This window comes from Luteimonas sp. 9C (assembly GCF_902506295.1).
In the GTDB taxonomy this organism is placed as follows: Bacteria; Pseudomonadota; Gammaproteobacteria; order Xanthomonadales; family Xanthomonadaceae; genus Luteimonas.
In genome coordinates, this window is sequence record NZ_LR733312.1 from 1064464 (window position 1) to 1081363 (window position 16900).

Annotated in this window: 17 protein-coding genes; 14 read left to right on the forward strand and 3 right to left on the reverse strand. The window is 69.8% G+C overall.

Translation table 11 applies throughout. The annotated features are described in order from the left end of the window. The first annotated feature begins 21 nt into the window (after nucleotides 1-21). The 11 genes from CURTO8I2_RS04625 (at nucleotide 22) to CURTO8I2_RS04675 (ending at nucleotide 10442) form a co-directional block, all read left to right on the forward strand. The gene (locus CURTO8I2_RS04625; protein WP_159679074.1) at nucleotides 22-1449 is read left to right on the forward strand and encodes an aldehyde dehydrogenase; all 1428 of its coding nucleotides are present in this window, start codon (nucleotides 22-24) and stop codon (nucleotides 1447-1449) included. Between the two features lie 7 nt (nucleotides 1450-1456). After that, nucleotides 1457-2131: a carbonate dehydratase gene (gene can, locus CURTO8I2_RS04630; protein ID WP_159679076.1), complete on the forward strand. Its 675-nt coding sequence runs from the start codon at nucleotides 1457-1459 to the stop codon at nucleotides 2129-2131. Then, nucleotides 2124-2549: a RidA family protein gene (locus CURTO8I2_RS04635; RefSeq protein WP_159679078.1), complete on the forward strand. Its 426-nt coding sequence runs from the start codon at nucleotides 2124-2126 to the stop codon at nucleotides 2547-2549. The genes can and CURTO8I2_RS04635 overlap by 8 nt, the downstream gene beginning before the upstream one ends. Nucleotides 2550-2553: 4 nt before the next feature. Then, the gene (locus CURTO8I2_RS04640) at nucleotides 2554-3102 is read left to right on the forward strand and encodes a 3-hydroxyanthranilate 3,4-dioxygenase (protein ID WP_159679079.1); all 549 of its coding nucleotides are present in this window, start codon (nucleotides 2554-2556) and stop codon (nucleotides 3100-3102) included. A gap of 74 nt (nucleotides 3103-3176) precedes the next feature. Then, on the forward strand, nucleotides 3177-3767 hold the full coding sequence (locus CURTO8I2_RS04645) for a hypothetical protein (protein ID WP_159679081.1): 591 nt from the start codon (nucleotides 3177-3179) through the stop codon (nucleotides 3765-3767). Between the two features lie 56 nt (nucleotides 3768-3823). Then, nucleotides 3824-4834, forward strand: coding sequence for an amidohydrolase family protein (locus CURTO8I2_RS04650; protein WP_159679083.1), 1011 nt, complete (start codon nucleotides 3824-3826; stop codon nucleotides 4832-4834). Between the two features lie 64 nt (nucleotides 4835-4898). Then, nucleotides 4899-6176 carry a kynureninase gene (kynU, locus tag CURTO8I2_RS04655; protein WP_159679084.1) on the forward strand — a complete coding sequence of 426 codons (1278 nt, stop codon included), beginning with the start codon at nucleotides 4899-4901 and terminating at the stop codon, nucleotides 6174-6176. Next, the gene (locus CURTO8I2_RS04660) at nucleotides 6173-7552 is read left to right on the forward strand and encodes an NAD(P)/FAD-dependent oxidoreductase (RefSeq protein ID WP_159679086.1); all 1380 of its coding nucleotides are present in this window, start codon (nucleotides 6173-6175) and stop codon (nucleotides 7550-7552) included. The genes kynU and CURTO8I2_RS04660 overlap by 4 nt, the downstream gene beginning before the upstream one ends. Nucleotides 7553-7658: 106 nt before the next feature. Next, nucleotides 7659-9131 (forward strand): exodeoxyribonuclease I, encoded by a 1473-nt coding sequence (sbcB, locus tag CURTO8I2_RS04665; RefSeq protein ID WP_159679087.1) that lies wholly within the window; start codon nucleotides 7659-7661, stop codon nucleotides 9129-9131. Beyond that, nucleotides 9128-9814 carry a DUF2461 domain-containing protein gene (locus CURTO8I2_RS04670; protein WP_159679089.1) on the forward strand — a complete coding sequence of 229 codons (687 nt, stop codon included), beginning with the start codon at nucleotides 9128-9130 and terminating at the stop codon, nucleotides 9812-9814. The genes sbcB and CURTO8I2_RS04670 overlap by 4 nt, the downstream gene beginning before the upstream one ends. Before the next feature lie 94 nt (nucleotides 9815-9908). Continuing rightward, a complete protein-coding gene (locus tag CURTO8I2_RS04675; RefSeq protein ID WP_159679090.1) occupies nucleotides 9909-10442 on the forward strand; it encodes a DUF2939 domain-containing protein in 534 nt (177 codons plus the stop codon). A 308-nt stretch (nucleotides 10443-10750) separates the two neighbouring features. Here CURTO8I2_RS04675 and CURTO8I2_RS04680 read toward each other — a convergent pair whose 3' ends face one another. Further along, nucleotides 10751-11458, reverse strand: a complete 708-nt coding sequence (locus tag CURTO8I2_RS04680) for a phosphatase PAP2 family protein (protein WP_159679092.1) — start codon at nucleotides 11456-11458, stop codon at nucleotides 10751-10753. After that, entirely contained in the window at nucleotides 11448-12743 is a 1296-nt protein-coding gene (gene ispG, locus CURTO8I2_RS04685) for a flavodoxin-dependent (E)-4-hydroxy-3-methylbut-2-enyl-diphosphate synthase (protein ID WP_159679094.1), read from the reverse strand. The genes CURTO8I2_RS04680 and ispG overlap by 11 nt, the downstream gene beginning before the upstream one ends. A 114-nt stretch (nucleotides 12744-12857) precedes the next feature. On the opposite strand from ispG, the gene CURTO8I2_RS04690 reads away from it, so the two are divergent. After that, nucleotides 12858-14099 (forward strand): ATP-binding protein, encoded by a 1242-nt coding sequence (locus CURTO8I2_RS04690; protein ID WP_159679095.1) that lies wholly within the window; start codon nucleotides 12858-12860, stop codon nucleotides 14097-14099. Then, nucleotides 14096-14671 (forward strand): response regulator, encoded by a 576-nt coding sequence (locus CURTO8I2_RS04695; RefSeq protein ID WP_159679097.1) that lies wholly within the window; start codon nucleotides 14096-14098, stop codon nucleotides 14669-14671. The genes CURTO8I2_RS04690 and CURTO8I2_RS04695 overlap by 4 nt, the downstream gene beginning before the upstream one ends. Before the next feature lie 30 nt (nucleotides 14672-14701). Here the strand turns inward: CURTO8I2_RS04695 and CURTO8I2_RS04700 are convergent, their stop codons facing one another. Continuing rightward, nucleotides 14702-15241 (reverse strand): copper chaperone PCu(A)C, encoded by a 540-nt coding sequence (locus CURTO8I2_RS04700; RefSeq protein WP_159679098.1) that lies wholly within the window; start codon nucleotides 15239-15241, stop codon nucleotides 14702-14704. Between the two features lie 291 nt (nucleotides 15242-15532). On the opposite strand from CURTO8I2_RS04700, the gene xseA reads away from it, so the two are divergent. After that, entirely contained in the window at nucleotides 15533-16876 is a 1344-nt protein-coding gene (gene xseA / locus CURTO8I2_RS04705) for an exodeoxyribonuclease VII large subunit (RefSeq protein WP_159679100.1), read from the forward strand. The last annotated feature ends 24 nt before the right edge of the window (nucleotides 16877-16900 follow it).

Genomic DNA, 16900 nt, shown 5'->3' on the forward strand with positions numbered 1-16900 from the left:
CGGCTCGGTTAAGCTGGCGCCATGCAACGGCTGACGCACTGGATCGATGGCGCCGCGCGCACGCCCGGCCAGGACCGCTGGCTGCCGGTGCATGCGCCGGCGACCGGGGCCGTCTATGCCGAAGTCGCGGCCGGCGACGCTGCCGACATCGAGGCCGCGGTCACCGCCGCCGCCCGCGCGGCGCCCGCCTGGGCGGCACTGCCCAACAGCGTGCGTGCAAGCTGGCTCGAACGGCTCGCCGCGGCGCTCGAGGCGCGGATCGACGACTTCGCCCATGCCGAAGCCCGCGACGGCGGCAAGCCGTTCGCCCTCGCCCGCGACGCCGAGATGCCGCGTGCGGTCGCCAACCTGCGTTTCTTCGCCCACGCGGCGACGCAGTTCGCCAGCGAATCGCACCATGGCGAAGCCGGCCTGCACTACACGCTGCGGGCGCCGCTGGGCGTGGTCGCGGCGATCTCGCCGTGGAACCTGCCGCTGTACCTGTTCACCTGGAAGATCGCGCCGGCGCTGGCGGCCGGCAACACGGTCGTCGCCAAGCCCTCCGAGATCACCCCGGCCACGGCCGCGATGCTCGCGACGCTGTCGGGCGAGATCGGCCTGCCGCCGGGCGTGCTCAATGTGGTGCACGGCGCCGGCGCGGACGTGGGCGATGCGCTGATCGACGATTCGCGGGTGCGCGCCGTGTCGTTCACCGGCAGCACCGCGGTCGGCCGGCGCATCGGTGCGCGCGCCGGCGCGCAGCTGAAGAAGGCCTCGCTGGAACTCGGCGGCAAGAACGCGACGCTGGTCTTCGCCGACAGCGACTGGGAAGCGCAGCTCGGCACGCTGGTTCGCTCGGCCTTCCAGAACGCCGGGCAGATCTGCCTGTGCGGTTCGCGGATCCTCGTCGAACGGCGCATCTACACGGCGTTTCGCGAGCGCTTCGTCGCCGAGGTGCTCGCGCTGCAGGTCGGCGACCCGATGGACCCCGACGCGCGCATGGGCCCGCTGGTGTCGCAGGCGCACCGCGACAAGGTGCTGGCCGCGATCACGCGCGCCCGCGAAGAAGGGGGCCGGGTGCTGTGCGGCGGCCATGGACTGGACCGGCCGGGCTGGTTCGTCGCCCCGACCGTCATCGACGGCCTCGGCCCCGAGTGCGCGACGAATCGCGAGGAAATCTTCGGCCCCGTCGTCACCCTGCAGGCCTTCGACGACGACGCGCACGCGCTGGCGCTGGCGAACGCGGGCGACTACGGACTCTCCGCGTCCGTCTGGACACGTGACCTGACCCGCGCGCACCGGCTCGCGGCCGGCCTCCACGTGGGCATGGTCTGGATCAACACCTGGCTGCTTCGCGATCTCCGCACCCCCTTCGGCGGCACCGGCGCGTCCGGTCTCGGCCGCGAGGGCGGCATGGAGGCGATGCGTTTTTTCACCGAGCCGAAGACCGTCGGCCTGTCTCTGGAATAATCACCGCATGGGCGAACTCGACACACTCCTGAAGAACAACCGCGACTGGGCCGAACGCGCGGTGCGCGACGACCCGGATTTCTTCCACCGCCTGGAGAACCAGCAGACGCCGAAGTACCTGTGGATCGGGTGCTCGGACTCGCGGGTGCCGGCCAACCAGATCCTCGGCCTCGATCCAGGCGAGGTGTTCGTGCACCGCAACGTGGCCAACGTGCTCTCGCACGGCGACCTCAATGCCCTGTCGGTGATCCAGTTCGCCGTCGACGTGCTGAAGGTCGAACATGTCCTGCTGGTCGGCCATTACGGCTGCGGCGGCGTGCATGCCGCGATGACCGGCGCGCGCGTCGGTCTGGTCGACAACTGGTTGCGCCACGTGGCGGACGTCAACCACAAGCACGCCGGCCTGCTCGCCGGGGTGGCGGACACCGGCCTGCGCCATGCGCGGCTGTGCGAACTCAATGCGGTGGAACAGGCACTCAACATCTGCCAGACCACCGTGGTCCGCGACGCGTGGGCCCGCGGCCAGAAGCTCGCCGTGCACGGCTGGGTCTACGCGCTGGGCGACGGCCGCGTACGCGAGCTGGGCATGGACGTGGCCTCCCACGAGGACATCGGACCGGCTTACGAGGCTGCCGTTGCCGACATCGCGCGCGTCGCGGCCCTGGGCCGACGCGATGGCTGAGGCCATCCGGGCCGATGCGGCGCCGCGGCCGGTCGGCCGCTATCCCCACGCGCGACGCGCCGGCGGGCTGCTGTTCCTGTCGGGCATCGGTCCGCGTGACCCGGCGACGGATTCCGTGCCCGGCAACGTGCTGGATGCCGACGGCCGCGTGACCGGCCACGACATCACCGCGCAGACGCATGCGGTGTTCGCCAATGTGCGCGCGGTGCTCGAGTCCAGCGGCGCGCGCTGGGACGATCTGGTCGACGTGACCGTGTACCTGACCGACATGGCCGGTGATTTCGCCGGCTACAATGCGGTCTGGGCCGAGTATTTTCCGGACATCGCCACCGCGCCCTGCCGCACGACACTGGGCATCGACGCGTTGCCGACGCCGATTGCGATCGAGCTGAAATGCATCGCCGCCCCGAAGGAGTGACCCGATGATCCCCGGACCGCTGAACTTCCAGGCGTGGATCGACGCGCACCGTCACCTGCTCAAGCCGCCGGTCGGCAACAAGTGCATCTACGACGGCGATTTCATCGTCATGGTGGTCGGCGGGCCGAACACGCGCACCGACTACCACTACGAGGAAGGTCCGGAGTGGTTCCACCAGCTCGAAGGCGAGATGGTGCTCCGCATCCAGGAAGACGGACGCGTCCGCGACATTCCGATCCGCGCCGGCGAGACCTTCCTGCTGCCGCCGAAGGTGCCGCATTCGCCACAGCGCGGCCCCGATTCGATCGGCCTGGTCATCGAGCGCAAGCGTCTGCCGCACGAGCAGGACGGCCTGCTGTGGTTCTGCGAGCGCTGCAACGACAAGGTGTACGAGGAGTACTTCCACCTCGACGACATCGAGCAGGATTTCTTCCGTGTGTTCGAACGGTTCTATCGCGATGACGCGCTGCGCACCTGCAAGGCCTGCGGCCATCTGAATCCGCGTCCCGGCCGCTACGAACTGCAGGCCGACTCGCAGGCGGACATCACCTGACAGCTGTCGATCCGACGTTGTGGAGGCCGCAGCACATGCGCCACGCCCTGCTGACCCTGCTGCTGTTCTGCCTGATGGCGGCGGTCGCGCCCGCGCACGCGCAGGTCACGGACAATCCCGAACTCGCATCGATCCCCCGCGATGATCAGCTGGCACGCGCGGATGCCGCGAACATCGACTGGTCGGTGGTCGCCCGCGAGGACGCCGAACGGCGCGCGCGCGTGATTGCGCTGATGCGCGGCGGTGCGATGCGCACCGCCAGGGACCACTATCACGCGGCGATGGTGTTCCAGCACGGCAGCACGCTCGAGGACATCCGCACCGCGCACGCGCTGTCGTCGCTCGCCGCCACGCTAGCCCCGGACGAAGCCGGCTATCGCTGGCTGGTGGCGGCATCGTGGGATCGCATCATGACCACGCAACTGCAGCCGCAGTGGTATGGCACCCAGTTCCGCAGCGATGAGGCCGGGCTGTTCCTCTACCCGGTCGCCGATGGTGCGGTGGGCGACCCGGAGCGCGCACGCATGGGCGTCCCGCCGCTGGCCGAGATCCGGGCCAGGATCGGCGAGACGGCCGCCGCGATGGGCCAGCCGGTGCATCCCGCCCCACCGACGATCGAGCAGCTCCGGCGCGCGCAGCACATGACCGGATCCGTCACGCCCTGAACCTGACGCGCACCTGCGGCGTGATCGCCACGGACGGGTCGTCTAGGATGACCGCCATGCTGAAGATCGACATCCACGCCCACTATCTGCCGCGCGACTGGCCGGACCTGGCGGGCAAATACGGCGACGCGCGATTCCCGGTGATCCACCACACCGCCGACGGCCGTCACCGCATCTACAAGGACGGGCGTTTCTTCCGCGAAATCTGGTCCAAGACCTGGGACGCGCGCGAGCGCATCGACGATTACGCGCGCTTCGGCGTGCAGGTACAGGTCATCAGCACGGTGCCGGTGATGTTCAGTTACTGGGCGAAACCGGCGCATGCGCTGGAGCTGCATCAGGCGCTCAACGACCACATGGCCGCGACCGTCGCCGCGCATCCGCGCCACTACGCCGGCATCGGCACGGTGCCGATGCAGTCGCCGCGGCTGGCGATCCAGGAGCTCGAGCGTTGCGTCGACCAGCTCGGCCTGCAGGGCGTGCAGATCGGCAGCCACATCGGCGACTGGAATCTCGACGCGCCGGAACTGTTCCCGTTCTTCGAGGCCGCGGCCGATCTGGGCGCGGCGATCCTCGTGCATCCCTGGGACATGATGGGCAGCGAATCGATGCCCAAATACTGGCTGCCGTGGCTGGTGGGCATGCCCGCCGAGCAGTCACGCGCGGCGTGCTGCCTGATCTTCGGCGGCGTGCTGCAGCGGCTGCCGAAGCTCAATATCTGCATGGCGCACGGCGGCGGCAGCTTTCCGTACACGATCGGCCGCATCGAACACGGCTTCAACATGCGGCCTGACCTCGTCGCGACCGACAACCCGCACAACCCGCGTGGCTATCTCAAGCAGCTGTACTTCGATTCCTGGGTGGCCGACCCGCGTGCGCTGCAGTATCTGATCGACACCTGCGGCGCGGACCGCGTGATGCTCGGCACCGACTATCCGTTCCCACTCGGCGAACAGGTCCCCGGCGCCGGCATCGAGGAGATTCCGCTCGACGATGCCGCACGGGCGCGCCTGTATCACGGCACCGCGCTCGAATGGCTGGGTCTGTCGCCCGGCCGGTTTGCGTGATCGCCGCACCCCCTCCCCTCCACGTGCGTCGCGCGCCGGCGCGACCTTCGACCGAATCCAGTCCATGACCGATCCGCACACCCTGTTCTCCGACGACTACGCCGCCTCCGCCGATGCCGCCGATCCGCTGCGGCGCTTTCGCGCGCAGTTCCACATGCCGCGCTTCGGCGATGTCGAGCAGGCCTATTTCGTCGGCAATTCGCTGGGGCTGCAGCCGCGCGGCGCGCGCGCGCAGGTCGAGGACGTGCTCGACAAGTGGGCGATGGAGGCGGTCGAAGGCCATTTCCGCGGCAACTCGCAGTGGATGACCTACCACGGGCTGCTCAGTGCGCAGCTCGCGGCGGTGGTCGGCGCGCAGCCGGATGAAGTGATCGCGATGAACTCGCTGACCGCGAACCTCCACTTCCTGATGGTCGGCTTCTACCGCCCCACCGCGGCGCGCCCCGCGATCCTGATGGAAGCCGGCGCGTTCCCGTCGGACCGCTACGCGCTCGAATCGCAGGTGCGCTTCCACGGTTTCGACCCGGCCACCGACCTGATCGAAGTGCAGCCCGGCGCCGACGGCCTGTTCGGCATGGACGCGATCGCCGCGGCCATCGAAGAGCACGGCCATCGTCTCGCGCTGGTGCTGTGGCCCGGCGTGCAGTACCGCACCGGCGAGGCCTTCGACCTCGCGGAGATCACCCGGCTCGGTCATGCGGCGGGTGCCGTGGTCGGTTTCGATCTCGCACACGCGGCCGGCAACCTGCCCATGCAGCTGCACGACAGCAATGCCGACTTCGCCGTGTGGTGCCACTACAAGTACCTCAACAGCGGGCCGGGCGCCGTCGCCGGCGCGTTCGTGCACGCGCGGCACGCCACCACCGATCGTCCGCGTTTCGCGGGCTGGTGGGGGCACGACCAGGCCACGCGTTTCCAGATGGGTCCCGACTTCCAGCCCACGCCCGGCGCCGACGGCTGGCAGCTCAGCAATCCGCCGATCCTGGGTCTCGCCCCGCTGCGCGCGTCGCTGGACCTGTTCGCCGAGGCCGGCATGCCGGCGCTGCGCGCGAAGTCCGAAATCCTGACCGGCTACCTCGAAACGCTGATCCGCAGCCAGCTCGACGACGTGCTCGACATCGTCACTCCGGCCGATCGCGCACGTCGCGGCGCGCAGCTGTCCCTGCGCGTGCGCGGTGGGCGCGAGCAGGGCCGCGCGCTGTTCGACTATCTGGCCGCCAACGGCGTCCTCGGCGACTGGCGCGAGCCCGACGTGATCCGGATCTCGCCCGCCCCGCTCTACAACTCGCATGCCGACGTGCTGCGCTTCGTGCGCGCCGTCGTCCGGTGGCGCGACGCGTGACGGCAGCCCCCCGCCATCTGACGATCATCGGCGCCGGCCTCGCCGGCGCCCTGCTCGGCATCCTGCTGCGGCGCCGCGGCTGGGACGTGGATCTGTACGAGAAGCGCGGCGATCCGCGCGTGCAGGGCTATGGCGGCGGGCGTTCGATCAATCTGGCGCTGGCCGAGCGCGGTCGGCATGCGTTGCGCGCCGCCGATGCCGACGACGCGGTGATGCACCACGCCATCATGATGCGCGGCCGCATGGTCCACGTGGGCGATACCGAACCGGTGCTGCAGCGCTACGGTCGCGACGACGACGAGGTGATCTGGTCGGTGCATCGCGGCGACCTCAACATCGTGCTGCTGGATCTGGCCGAAGCCGCCGGCGCGCGCCTGCACTTCGATGCCGGACTGGACGCGGTGGACTTCGAGGCGCACCGCGCCGTCTTCCGCGATCCGCGCGACGACAGCACCCGTGAAGTGGTCTTCGAGGCGCTGGTGGGAGCCGACGGCGCGGGTTCTGCGCTGCGCGCGGCGATGCATCGCGTGTGCGACCTCGGGCAGCGCAGCGATTTCCTCGACCACGGTTACAAGGAACTCGAGATTCCGCCGCGTGCCGACGGCGGCTTCCGCATCGAGCCGAACGCACTGCACATCTGGCCGCGCGGCCACTACATGTGCATCGCGCTGCCCAACGACGAGAAGACATTCACCGTCACCCTGTTCCTGCCGCACCATGCGCCGGCCGACGGTGGGCCGGCCTTCGACCAGCTGACCGAAGTCGAGGACGCGCGTGCGTTCTTCGAACGCGATTTCCCGTCCGCACTCGCATTGATTCCGGCATTCGACCGCGACTGGCGCGAGAACCCGGTCGGCCAGCTGGGTACGCTCTATCTCGATCGCTGGCATCTCGACGGCCGAGCGGTCCTGCTGGGCGACGCCGCGCACGCGATGGTGCCGTTCCACGGCCAGGGCATGAACTGCGCGTTCGAGGACTGCGTGGCACTGGCCCGGCACCTCGACGCGCACGAGGACCTCGCCACCGCCTTCGCCGCGTTCGAGGCCGAGCGCAAACCCGATGCCGCCGCGATCCAGCGCATGGCGCTCGACAACTACCTGGAGATGCGCGACCGCGTCGACGATGCCGATTACCTGCTGCAGCGCGCACTGGAACTCGCCCTGCAGGATCGTCATCCCGGCCGGTTCGTGCCGCACTACGCGATGGTCACCTTCATGCGGATCCCCTATTCGCTGGCGATGTCGCGCACGGACCTGCAACGCGGGATTCTCGAACGCGCGACGGCCGGGCACGCCTCGTTGGCGACACTCGACTGGGCGGCGATCGATGCCGACGTGCTCGACCTGCTGACGCCGCTGGCGGATGTGCCGGCGTGAGCGACAGTTTTCTTTTCTACGATCGCGCCTCGACAAGCCTGCCGTCCGCGGTCCGAGTGATGCCATCGCAACGGCTTGCCGCAACGACGCGCCAACACCACCGCTTATGAACGACAGTTTTCTCTTCTACGATTTGGAAACCTTCGGCGCAGACCCGCGCCGCACGCGCATCGCGCAGTTCGCCGCGATCCGCACCGATGCCGAACTCAACGAGATCGACGACCCGATCGACTTCTTCATCCGGCCCGCCGACGATCTGTTGCCCTCTCCCATCGCGACGCTGATCACCGGCATCACCCCGCAACACGCCCTGGCGAGCGGTATGCCGGAGGCCGACGCGTTCGCGCGCATCTTTGATGAAATGGCGCGGCCAAAGACCTGCACCCTGGGCTACAACTCACTGCGCTTCGACGACGAGTTCGTGCGTTTCGGCCTGTACCGCAACTTTTACGACCCCTACGAGCGCGAATGGCGCAGCGGCAATTCGCGCTGGGATCTGCTCGACGTGATGCGCCTGTGGCACGCGCTGCGTCCGGAAGGCCTGGTCTGGCCGACGCGCGAGGAGGGCGCGACCTCGTTCAAGCTCGAACATCTGGCCAGCGCCAACAAAGTGCGCACCGGCGACGCGCACGAGGCGCTGTCGGACGTGCGCGCGTTGATCGGCCTGGCGCGCCTGTTCAAGGCCGCGCAGCCGCGCCTCTGGGACTATGCGGCCAGGCTGCGCGACAAGCGTCATGCGGCCTCGATGCTCGATACCATCGCGATGACGCCGGTGCTGCACGTGTCACAGCGCTACCCGGCTGCGCGCCTGTGCGCGGCGCCGGTGCTGCCCATCGCGCGGCATCCACGCATCGACAGCCGCGTGGTCGTGTTCGACCTCGATGGCGATCCGGACTGGCTGCTCGACCTCGATGCCGAGACCATCGCCGCGCGCGTGTTCGTGCGTCGCGAGGATCTGCCCGAGGGGGTCGCACGCATCCCGCTCAAGGAAGTGCACAGCAACCGCTGCCCCGCGCTGGTCGCCTGGAGCCATCTGCGCGAGGCGGATTTCGAGCGCCTGTCGATCGATCCGGTCGACATCGAGACGCGCGCGGCGCGCCTGCGCAGCGCGGGCCCGGCACTGGCCGAGAAGATCCGCCAGGTGTTCGCGGTCGAGCGCGAATTCGCGCCGGCCGATCCCGACGGCGCGCTGTACGACGGCTTTGCCGGCGACGGCGACAAGCGCCGCATGGCCCAGGTCCGCGCGACGCCGCCGACGCTGCTGGGCACGCGCGATTTCGGCTTTGAGGATCCGCGGCTCGACGACCTGCTGCTGCGCTACCGCGCGCGCAACTGGCCGGACACGCTCGCCCCCGACGAACAGCTGCGCTGGGACGACTACCGGCGTGCGCGCCTGGCGCCCGGCACGACGCAGGCAGAGCAGGATTTCGCCACCTACTTCACGCAGATCGACGCCCTGCGCGCCGAAAATCCCGACGACGCACGGCGTCTGCCACTGCTCGACGCCCTCACCGACTGGGGTCGGCGCCTGCAGACCCGCCTGCATCCATCCCCCACGCTGCCCATCCAGTCCGCATGACCACGTACTTCAGCGACAAGAGTTTCAGGTTCCTGCGCGCGCTGGCGCGCCACAACGAGAAGCCGTGGTTCGAAGCGCATCGCAAGGACTACGAGGCGCATGTGCGCCAGCCGTTCCTGCGCCTGATCGGCGATCTGCAGCCCGACGTCGCCGCGGTCAGTCCGCATTTCCGGGCCGACACGCGCACCGTCGGTGGCTCGCTGTTCCGCATCCACCGCGATGCGCGTTTCTCCAACGACAAGTCGCCGTACAAGACCTGGCAGGGCGCGCGCCTGTTCCACGAGCGTCGTCGCGAAACCGCCGCGCCGTCGTTCTACGTGCACCTGCAGCCCGGCGGCAGCTTCGTCGGCGCCGGGCTGTGGCATCCCGAATCCGACACCCAGCGGAAAGTCCGGCAGTTCATCGTCGACAATCCGGAGAGCTGGAAGGCGGCCGCACACGCGTCGAAGTTGCGGAAGAAATTCGAATTCGAGACCAGCGAGAGGCTGGTCCGCCCACCACGCGGCTTCGACCCGCAGTTCGAGTTCATCGACGATCTCAAGCACCGCAACTGGGTGTTCTGGCGCACGCTCGACGACGCCACGATGACCGGCCCGAAACTGCGGCAGACGATCGCCGCCGATCTGGTCACGCTGTCTCCGTTCGTCGACTACCTGTGCGCGTCGCTGGATCTGGAGTTCTGACCACGCCGGCAGGCACGCGGGTTTCCGGGCGTCGTTCAGCACGCACTGCGCCACCGTCTCCGACAATCGCGGTCTCTCTTTCGATGCGATCCCGATGAAGCGACTCGGCTGGCTGTCCCTCGCGGTTCTGGTGCTGCTGCTCGGCTACGTGGCCGCCGGCCCGTTCCTGACCGTCAACGCGATCCGCGACGCCGTACGCAACGAGGATTCGCGGGCGCTGTCGAAGCAGGTGGATTTCCCGGCGCTCCGCGAGAGCCTGCGACTGCAGCTGGCGGACGCGATCGTGCGCGAGGCGGGTCCCGACCTGCAGTCGAACCTGCTCGGCGCGATCGGCCTGCGCCTCGCCGGCAGCGCAACCGGCACCGGTGTCGACATGATGGTGACGCCCGTCGGTCTGAGCGCCCTGATGCGTGGCCAGCGGCTGTGGAGCCTCGCCGGTGGCGCATCGCCGACGCAGGTCCGCGCCGATCCCGCGCGCGAGGCGCCGCTCGAGGACGCGCACTATCGCTACAACTCGACGTCGCGCTTCACCGCGACCGTGCGCGACGACCGCGGCCGCCCGATCGAATTCGTGCTGACGCGCACGGGACTGACCTGGAAGCTGTCGGACATCCGGTTACCCCTTTGAACATCCCCCCTCCTGCCTGCGGCAGGAGACGCCCGCGTCCCTCTCCCGCGCGGGGCGACGATGTGCTGCATGCGAGCCACTGGCTCGCGCACAGCGAAGCGCCATGCGTGCTGCGCATGGCGGGGAGCGGCAGCCGGGGGGGACCGATTGCGAAGCAATGGGTGGGGTGAGGGCAGCGCGGAGTCCGACGAAGTAGCGCTTGAGCGTCTGCGTCTTTGCAGCGCCGCGTATCCCGCAACGATGGGTTTCGCTAAGCTCTACCCACCCTACGGAGAGCGCCATACATCGGAGCGGCAAGGCCCCGCATCCTACGAGCGGACGTCCAACGCCCCCCGCCCGAACCGCGGCCGGTGATACATCACCAGATACACCCCCACGACCCACACGGACGCGGCTGCCCAGCCGGCCAGGATGTCGGACGGGTAATGCACGCCCAGATAGATGCGCGACAGGCCGACCATCGGCACGAACACCGCCATCGCGCCGATCACCCACCAGCGCGCGCGGGTCGGCCAGGCCAGCAGGACCAGCACCGCGGCCAGGGTCATCGATCCCATCGCATGGCCGCTGGGAAAACTGTAGGTCGCCTCGGGAGCGATCGAGTCCCACAGACTGGGCCGGTCGCGCGCGAACAGCCGCTTGGTCGCCAGGTTCAGCAGCGCCGAGCCCCCGGTCGCCACCGCGACGAACAGCGCGTCGCGCCAGCGCCTGAGGGCGAGCAGCACCAGCAGCAGACCGATGTCGACCGGCACCACGCCCTTGGCGTAGCCGATCTCGGAGAAGAACAGGAACACGCGGGTGAAGCCTTCGCGCGCGACATCCTGGGCGAACAGCAGGACCGGTTCGTCGAACGGGATCGCCTCGGCCTCGTGGATCTCGTCGGCGAGTTCCATGAAGCCCCACATCGGCAACAGCACGCCGGCGAACAGCAGCAGGAATTTCCAGCCGTGCCGGCGCAGCAGCCCACCGGTCTCGTGCGAACCTTCGGCGACGACGTCGCCGCCGTCAGCCGGCATCGGCGCCGCGCCCGTAGTTGCGGTGCACGTACTCGTCGACCAGCGCCACGAACTCGTGGGCGATATTCTCGCCACGCAGCGTCATCGCCTTCTCGCCGTCGATGAAGACCGGCGCCGAAGGCGCCTCGCCGGTGCCGGGCAGCGAAATGCCGATGTTGGCGTGACGCGATTCGCCCGGTCCGTTGACCACGCAGCCCATCACCGCGAGCGTCATGTTCTCCGCGCCCGGATGGGTGATCTTCCACTCGGGCATCTTCTCGCGCACGTGGTCCTGGACCACGCCGGCCAGCTCCTGGAAGAACTCCGACGTCGTGCGCCCGCAGCCCGGACACGCGGTGACCATCGGCGTGAACGCGCGCAGGCCCATGGTCTGCAGCAGCTCCTGGGCCACGACGACTTCCTTGGTGCGCGACGCGCCGGGTTCGGGGGTCAGCGAAATGCGGATCGTGTCGCCGATGCCTTCCTGCATCAGGATCGCCAGGGCGGCGCTGGAGGCGACCATGCCCTTGGAGCCGATGCCGGCCTCGGTGAGGCCCAGATGCAGCGCGAAATCACTGCGCGCGGCCAGATCGCGGTAGACGGCGACCAGTTCCTGCACGCCGCTGACCTTGGCGCTGAGCACGATGCGGTCGCGGCCGAGGCCGAATTCGACGGCGCGCTCGGCGGAATCCACGGCCGAGCGGATCAGCGCTTCGCGCAGCACGCGCCCTGCATCCCAGGGCACGGCGCGCTGGGCGTTCTCGTCCATCAAGGCCGCGGCGAGCGACTGGTCGAGCGAACCCCAGTTGGCGCCGATGCGCACCGGCTTGCCGTAACGCATCGCGAATTCGATGAGCTGGCCGAACTGCAGATCCTTCTTCTTGCCGAAGCCGACGTTGCCGGGGTTGATCCGATACTTCGCCAGCGCTTCCGCGCAGGCCGGTTCGCCGGCCAGCAGCTGGTGCCCGTTGTAGTGGAAGTCGCCGATGATCGGCACTTCGATGCCCTGCATCGCCAGCCGCTCGACGATCCGCGGTACCGCGGCGGCGGATTCGGGAGTGTTGACCGTGATGCGCACGAGTTCCGAACCGGCGCGCCACAACTCGCCGATCTGTTTGGCGGTCGAGGCGACATCGGCGGTATCGGTATTGGTCATCGACTGCACGACGACCGGCGCGTCGCCACCGACGGCGATGCCGCCGACATGGACCTGGCGCGTGCCGCGGCGCGCGGCGGCCCCGAACGCGGGCAAGGCAACGGGCTCGGAGAGGCAGGCGGCAGGCGCTGGAACGGGCTGGACGGACATGCGCGCATTTTAGCGGCTCGCGCGCGCCTTTTCGGTGACGCCGGCTGAAACCGCCGCGGGGTGCGACCGAACGCCGCAGCGCGGCCTGCGACGCCCTGCACTACGATGACGGCGATGCAGCCCCAGCCGCCCGCCACCGCCCTGCTCCGCACCCTCTACAGCCTGCGCTGGTTCGCGGTCGGTGGGCAGTCGCTGACGATCCTGTGGGCGACGCACGGCTTCGACATGGACCTGCCGCGGTGGCCGCTGTGGGGCCCGGTGCTGCTGCTGGCCGCCTTCAACGTCGTCGTGCACCTGCGTCTGGCGCACAACCGCGACGCCGTGCCGGCCGAAGCCTTCGCCCATGTGCTGGTCGACACCGCGGGGCTGGCCTGGCTGCTGGCCTGGACCGGCGGCATCGCCAATCCCTTCGCGTCGCTGTTCCTGCTGCCGATCGCACTCACCGCCATGGCGCTGCCGCGGCCCTGGGCGATCGCGGCGGCGCTGGCCTGCGTGTCGGGTTACATCCTGGCGGTGCAGTTCGGCCAGCCCCTGCCGCATCTGCACGACCATTTCAGCCTGCACCTGGCCGGCATGGCGGTGAACTTCTTCCTGTCCGTGGCGCTGTTCTCCTACTTCCTGTTGCGTCTGGCCGCCTCGCGCGACCGTCGCGAGCGTGAGCTGGCGGCGCTGCGCGAGCGCTTCGTGCGCAACGAGGGCATCCTCGCGCTGGCCACGCACGCGGCCTCGGTCGCGCACGAACTCAATACGCCGCTGGGCACGATGACCCTGCTGCTCGACGATCTCGACACCAGCCGCATGGGCACCGACGGCGCTGACGACGTGGCCACGCTGCGGCGGCTCGTCGACACCTGCCGCGATCGCGTGCGCTCGCTGGCCGATCCCGCGGACCCCACCGCCACCACACGGGTGGACATCGGTCGCGTGCTCGAGCACTGGCAGCTGGTACGTCCGGCGATCGTGCTCGAACGCAGCGGCAACGTGGACATGCACGCGCGGGTGGACCGCACCATCGGCCACCTGCTGCTGGCCCTGCTCAACAACGCCGCCGATGCCAGCGAAGGCAACGGCAGCGCCCGCGTCGACCTGCGGCTGCAGATCGAGGACGGCATGCTCGACGGCGCGATCCGCGACTACGGCACCGGCTTCGACGCGCAGGCGCCGTTCCTGCCGGTGCTGTTCCGCAGCGGCAAGCCCGACGGCCTCGGCGTGGGTCTGGCGCTGTCGCACGCGGCCATCGAACAGCTGGGCGGCGAACTGGACATGGAGGAAGCCGACGGCGGCGGCGCACGCGTGCACTTCCGCGTGCCGGTCGGCGCCGGCGACGGCCACCGCGAACCGGAGACGATGCGATGAAGGGCCTGCTGGTCGACGACGACACCCTGTACCTGGAAGCGCTGCGGCGCGCATTGACGCGACGCGGGATCGACTGCGAGATCGCGGCCGACCCGGTCGCCGCACTCGAAGTCGCCACGCGCATCGCGCCCGATTTCGCCCTGGTCGATCTCAAGCTCGGCGAGGCGTCGGGCCTGTCACTGATCGAGCCGCTGCGCGCGATCCGCGCCGACATGCGCATCCTGCTGGTCACCGGCTACGCCAGCATCGCGACGGCGGTGGAGGCGATCAAGCGCGGCGCCGACGACTACCTGCCCAAGCCGGTCTCGGCCGACACGCTGCAGCGCATCCTGCTCGACACCGGGACCGCGCCGGGTGCGCCAGCGCCCGAGCGCGACGAGGACGACACCCTCGAAAGCCCGACGATGATTCCGCTGCACCGGCTGGAGTGGGAACACATCCAGCAGGCGCTGACGGAAACCGGCGGCAACATCTCCGCGACCGCGCGGCTGCTGGGCATGCACCGCCGCTCGCTGCAGCGCAAACTCGCGAAGCGCCCGGGGCCGGAACGCCGCCCGCCGACGGACGGCTGAACGCCCCTGCGCGGGGCGCGTACGCTGCGGTCAGTGGCCGCTGTGGTCGGCGGCCGGCGCATCGCCCGCGAGCGGGCGCACTTCGAAGGTCACGGTCTGTTCCGGTGCGTTCGCGAAGCGCAGCGTGGCCTCGATCGACTGGCCCGCGCGCACCGGCTCGACCGGATCGATGAACATCAGATGGTTGCCGCCGGGCTTCAGCATCACGTCGCTGCCGGCCGGCAGCTCCACGCCGTCGGGCAGCTCGCGCATCCGCATCATGCCGCCCTCGTGCGACATCTCGTGGATCTCGACGCTGGCCGCTGCCGGCGTTTCGACCGACAGCAGGCGGTCGGCAGCGCCGCTGCGCAGCGTGAGGTAGCCACCGGCGACGGCGGCGTTCGGCGGCGTCTCCCGGATCCATGCGTCGCTGACGACCACGCCGGCACTGGCATCCGCGGTATTCGCGGCAGGCGTCTGCGATGTCGATGACGACGCATCGGGCGTTGCCGGCTGGCATCCGGCGAGCGCGATGATCAGACCGGCGGCGACGGGGCCGATGGCGAGGGAAAACGGGCGGCGTGCGGACATCGCGGTGCTCCTGGAGTCGACGGATGGGCGCCGGCATCGCGCCCGTAGGCGGGCATTATCGCAGCGTGCGATATCCGGCCGTCGCGCGACGCAAGCGTCGCCATGCTGGCTGCGTCCAGGCGGCGCTGCCAATGCGACCGGGTGTCGCAGCGGGGCGCCCGACGCCACCGGCGTGCCCGCTCTCCATTGCAGCCATCCCGGCAGCATGCAAGGACGCACGCGCACCGGGGCGCCCGCCGCCGCAACCCACGGGCGAACTGCCTGTTTACGGCCAGCCGGTATCCTGTCCGCATGCCAGACAGTTCCTCATCCGACGTCCTCACCCCCACCCAGCTCAACACACTGGCGCGCGGCCTGCTGGAGGACACGTTTCCAAACGTCGTCGTCGAGGGCGAACTGGGCAACCTGTCGCGGCCGGCGTCGGGGCATCTGTACTTCACGCTCAAGGACGCACGCGCGCAGGTGCGCTGCGCGCTGTTCCGTTCGCGCGGCCAGGGCCTGCGCTTCGTACCGCGCGAAGGGCTGCTGGTCCGCGCGCGTGGCCGGGTCACGCTGTACGAGGCGCGCGGCGACTACCAGCTGATCCTCGACTCGCTGGAAGAAGCCGGCGAAGGCGCATTGCGTCGCGCCTTCGACGCGCTGAAAGCCCGGCTGCAGGCCGAGGGCCTGTTCGACGCCGAGCGCAAGCGCGATCTGCCCGCGTTTCCGCGGAGGATCGGCGTCATCACCTCGCCCTCGGGCGCCGCGGTGCGGGACGTGCTGAGCGTGCTCGCGCGGCGCCTGCCGCTGGTCGAGGTCGACGTGTTGCCGGTGCCGGTCCAGGGTGCGGACGCCCCGCCGAAGATCCGCGCGATGCTCGAACGCGCCGGTGCCAGCGGCCGCTACGACGTGATCCTGCTCGCGCGCGGTGGTGGTTCGCTGGAGGACCTGTGGGCGTTCAACGACGAGGCGCTCGCGCGCGCTGTGGCCGCATCGCCGGTGCCCGTGGTCTCGGCAATCGGCCATGAGACCGACTTCAGCCTGACCGACTTCGCTGCCGACCTGCGCGCGCCCACGCCGTCGGTGGCCGCGGAACTGCTGGTCCCCGACCGCAACGAACTCGCGACCCGGGTCCGTCGATTGCAGCGTCATGTCGACGACACGCACCTGCGCGCGATGCAGCAGCGGTTCCAGCGTCTCGACCGCGCGGCGCTGCGTCTGCAAGCGCAACGCCCGCAGGCACGTCTGGATGCGCTGCGCCTGCGCCAGGACGAAGCGCTGCGGCGCCTGTCGATGGCCATGCGCCAGCAGCTGCAGCAGCGCGGCGCACGCTTGCGTCATGCCGAGGCTGTGCTGCGGGCGGCTACGCCGCAGCGCCGGTTGCAGCAGTTGCGCGAACGCCTGTCCGCGCTCGGCCCGCGTCCCGGCGCGGCACTCGCCCGCCACCTAGAACGCGATCGACTGCGCCTGCGTGGACTGTCCCGCTCGCTGGAAGCGGTGAGCCCGCTGGCCACGATCGCCCGTGGCTACAGCATCCTGCAGCGCGCGGATGGCGGCATTGTCCGCAGCGTCTTCGACACTTCGCCGGGCGAACCCCTGCAGGCGCGACTCGTGGATGGCAGCCTGCGCGTGCGTGTGGAGCCGTCGGAGTCCTGATTCGCCCCCTGCGCCGGCACCGCC

Coding starts and splice junctions, on each gene's coding strand:
- CURTO8I2_RS04625 (WP_159679074.1), top strand. CDS start 22: ATGCAACGGCTGACGCACTGGATCGATGGCGCCGCGCGCACGCCCGGC.
- can (WP_159679076.1), top strand. CDS start 1,457: ATGGGCGAACTCGACACACTCCTGAAGAACAACCGCGACTGGGCCGAA.
- CURTO8I2_RS04635 (WP_159679078.1), top strand. CDS start 2,124: ATGGCTGAGGCCATCCGGGCCGATGCGGCGCCGCGGCCGGTCGGCCGC.
- CURTO8I2_RS04640 (WP_159679079.1), top strand. CDS start 2,554: ATGATCCCCGGACCGCTGAACTTCCAGGCGTGGATCGACGCGCACCGT.
- CURTO8I2_RS04645 (WP_159679081.1), top strand. CDS start 3,177: ATGGCGGCGGTCGCGCCCGCGCACGCGCAGGTCACGGACAATCCCGAA.
- CURTO8I2_RS04650 (WP_159679083.1), top strand. CDS start 3,824: ATGCTGAAGATCGACATCCACGCCCACTATCTGCCGCGCGACTGGCCG.
- kynU (WP_159679084.1), top strand. CDS start 4,899: ATGACCGATCCGCACACCCTGTTCTCCGACGACTACGCCGCCTCCGCC.
- sbcB (WP_159679087.1), top strand. CDS start 7,659: ATGAACGACAGTTTTCTCTTCTACGATTTGGAAACCTTCGGCGCAGAC.
- CURTO8I2_RS04670 (WP_159679089.1), top strand. CDS start 9,128: ATGACCACGTACTTCAGCGACAAGAGTTTCAGGTTCCTGCGCGCGCTG.
- CURTO8I2_RS04675 (WP_159679090.1), top strand. CDS start 9,909: ATGAAGCGACTCGGCTGGCTGTCCCTCGCGGTTCTGGTGCTGCTGCTC.
- CURTO8I2_RS04680 (WP_159679092.1), bottom strand. CDS start 11,458: ATGCCGGCTGACGGCGGCGACGTCGTCGCCGAAGGTTCGCACGAGACC.
- ispG (WP_159679094.1), bottom strand. CDS start 12,743: ATGTCCGTCCAGCCCGTTCCAGCGCCTGCCGCCTGCCTCTCCGAGCCC.
- CURTO8I2_RS04690 (WP_159679095.1), top strand. CDS start 12,858: ATGCAGCCCCAGCCGCCCGCCACCGCCCTGCTCCGCACCCTCTACAGC.
- CURTO8I2_RS04695 (WP_159679097.1), top strand. CDS start 14,096: ATGAAGGGCCTGCTGGTCGACGACGACACCCTGTACCTGGAAGCGCTG.
- CURTO8I2_RS04700 (WP_159679098.1), bottom strand. CDS start 15,241: ATGTCCGCACGCCGCCCGTTTTCCCTCGCCATCGGCCCCGTCGCCGCC.
- xseA (WP_159679100.1), top strand. CDS start 15,533: ATGCCAGACAGTTCCTCATCCGACGTCCTCACCCCCACCCAGCTCAAC.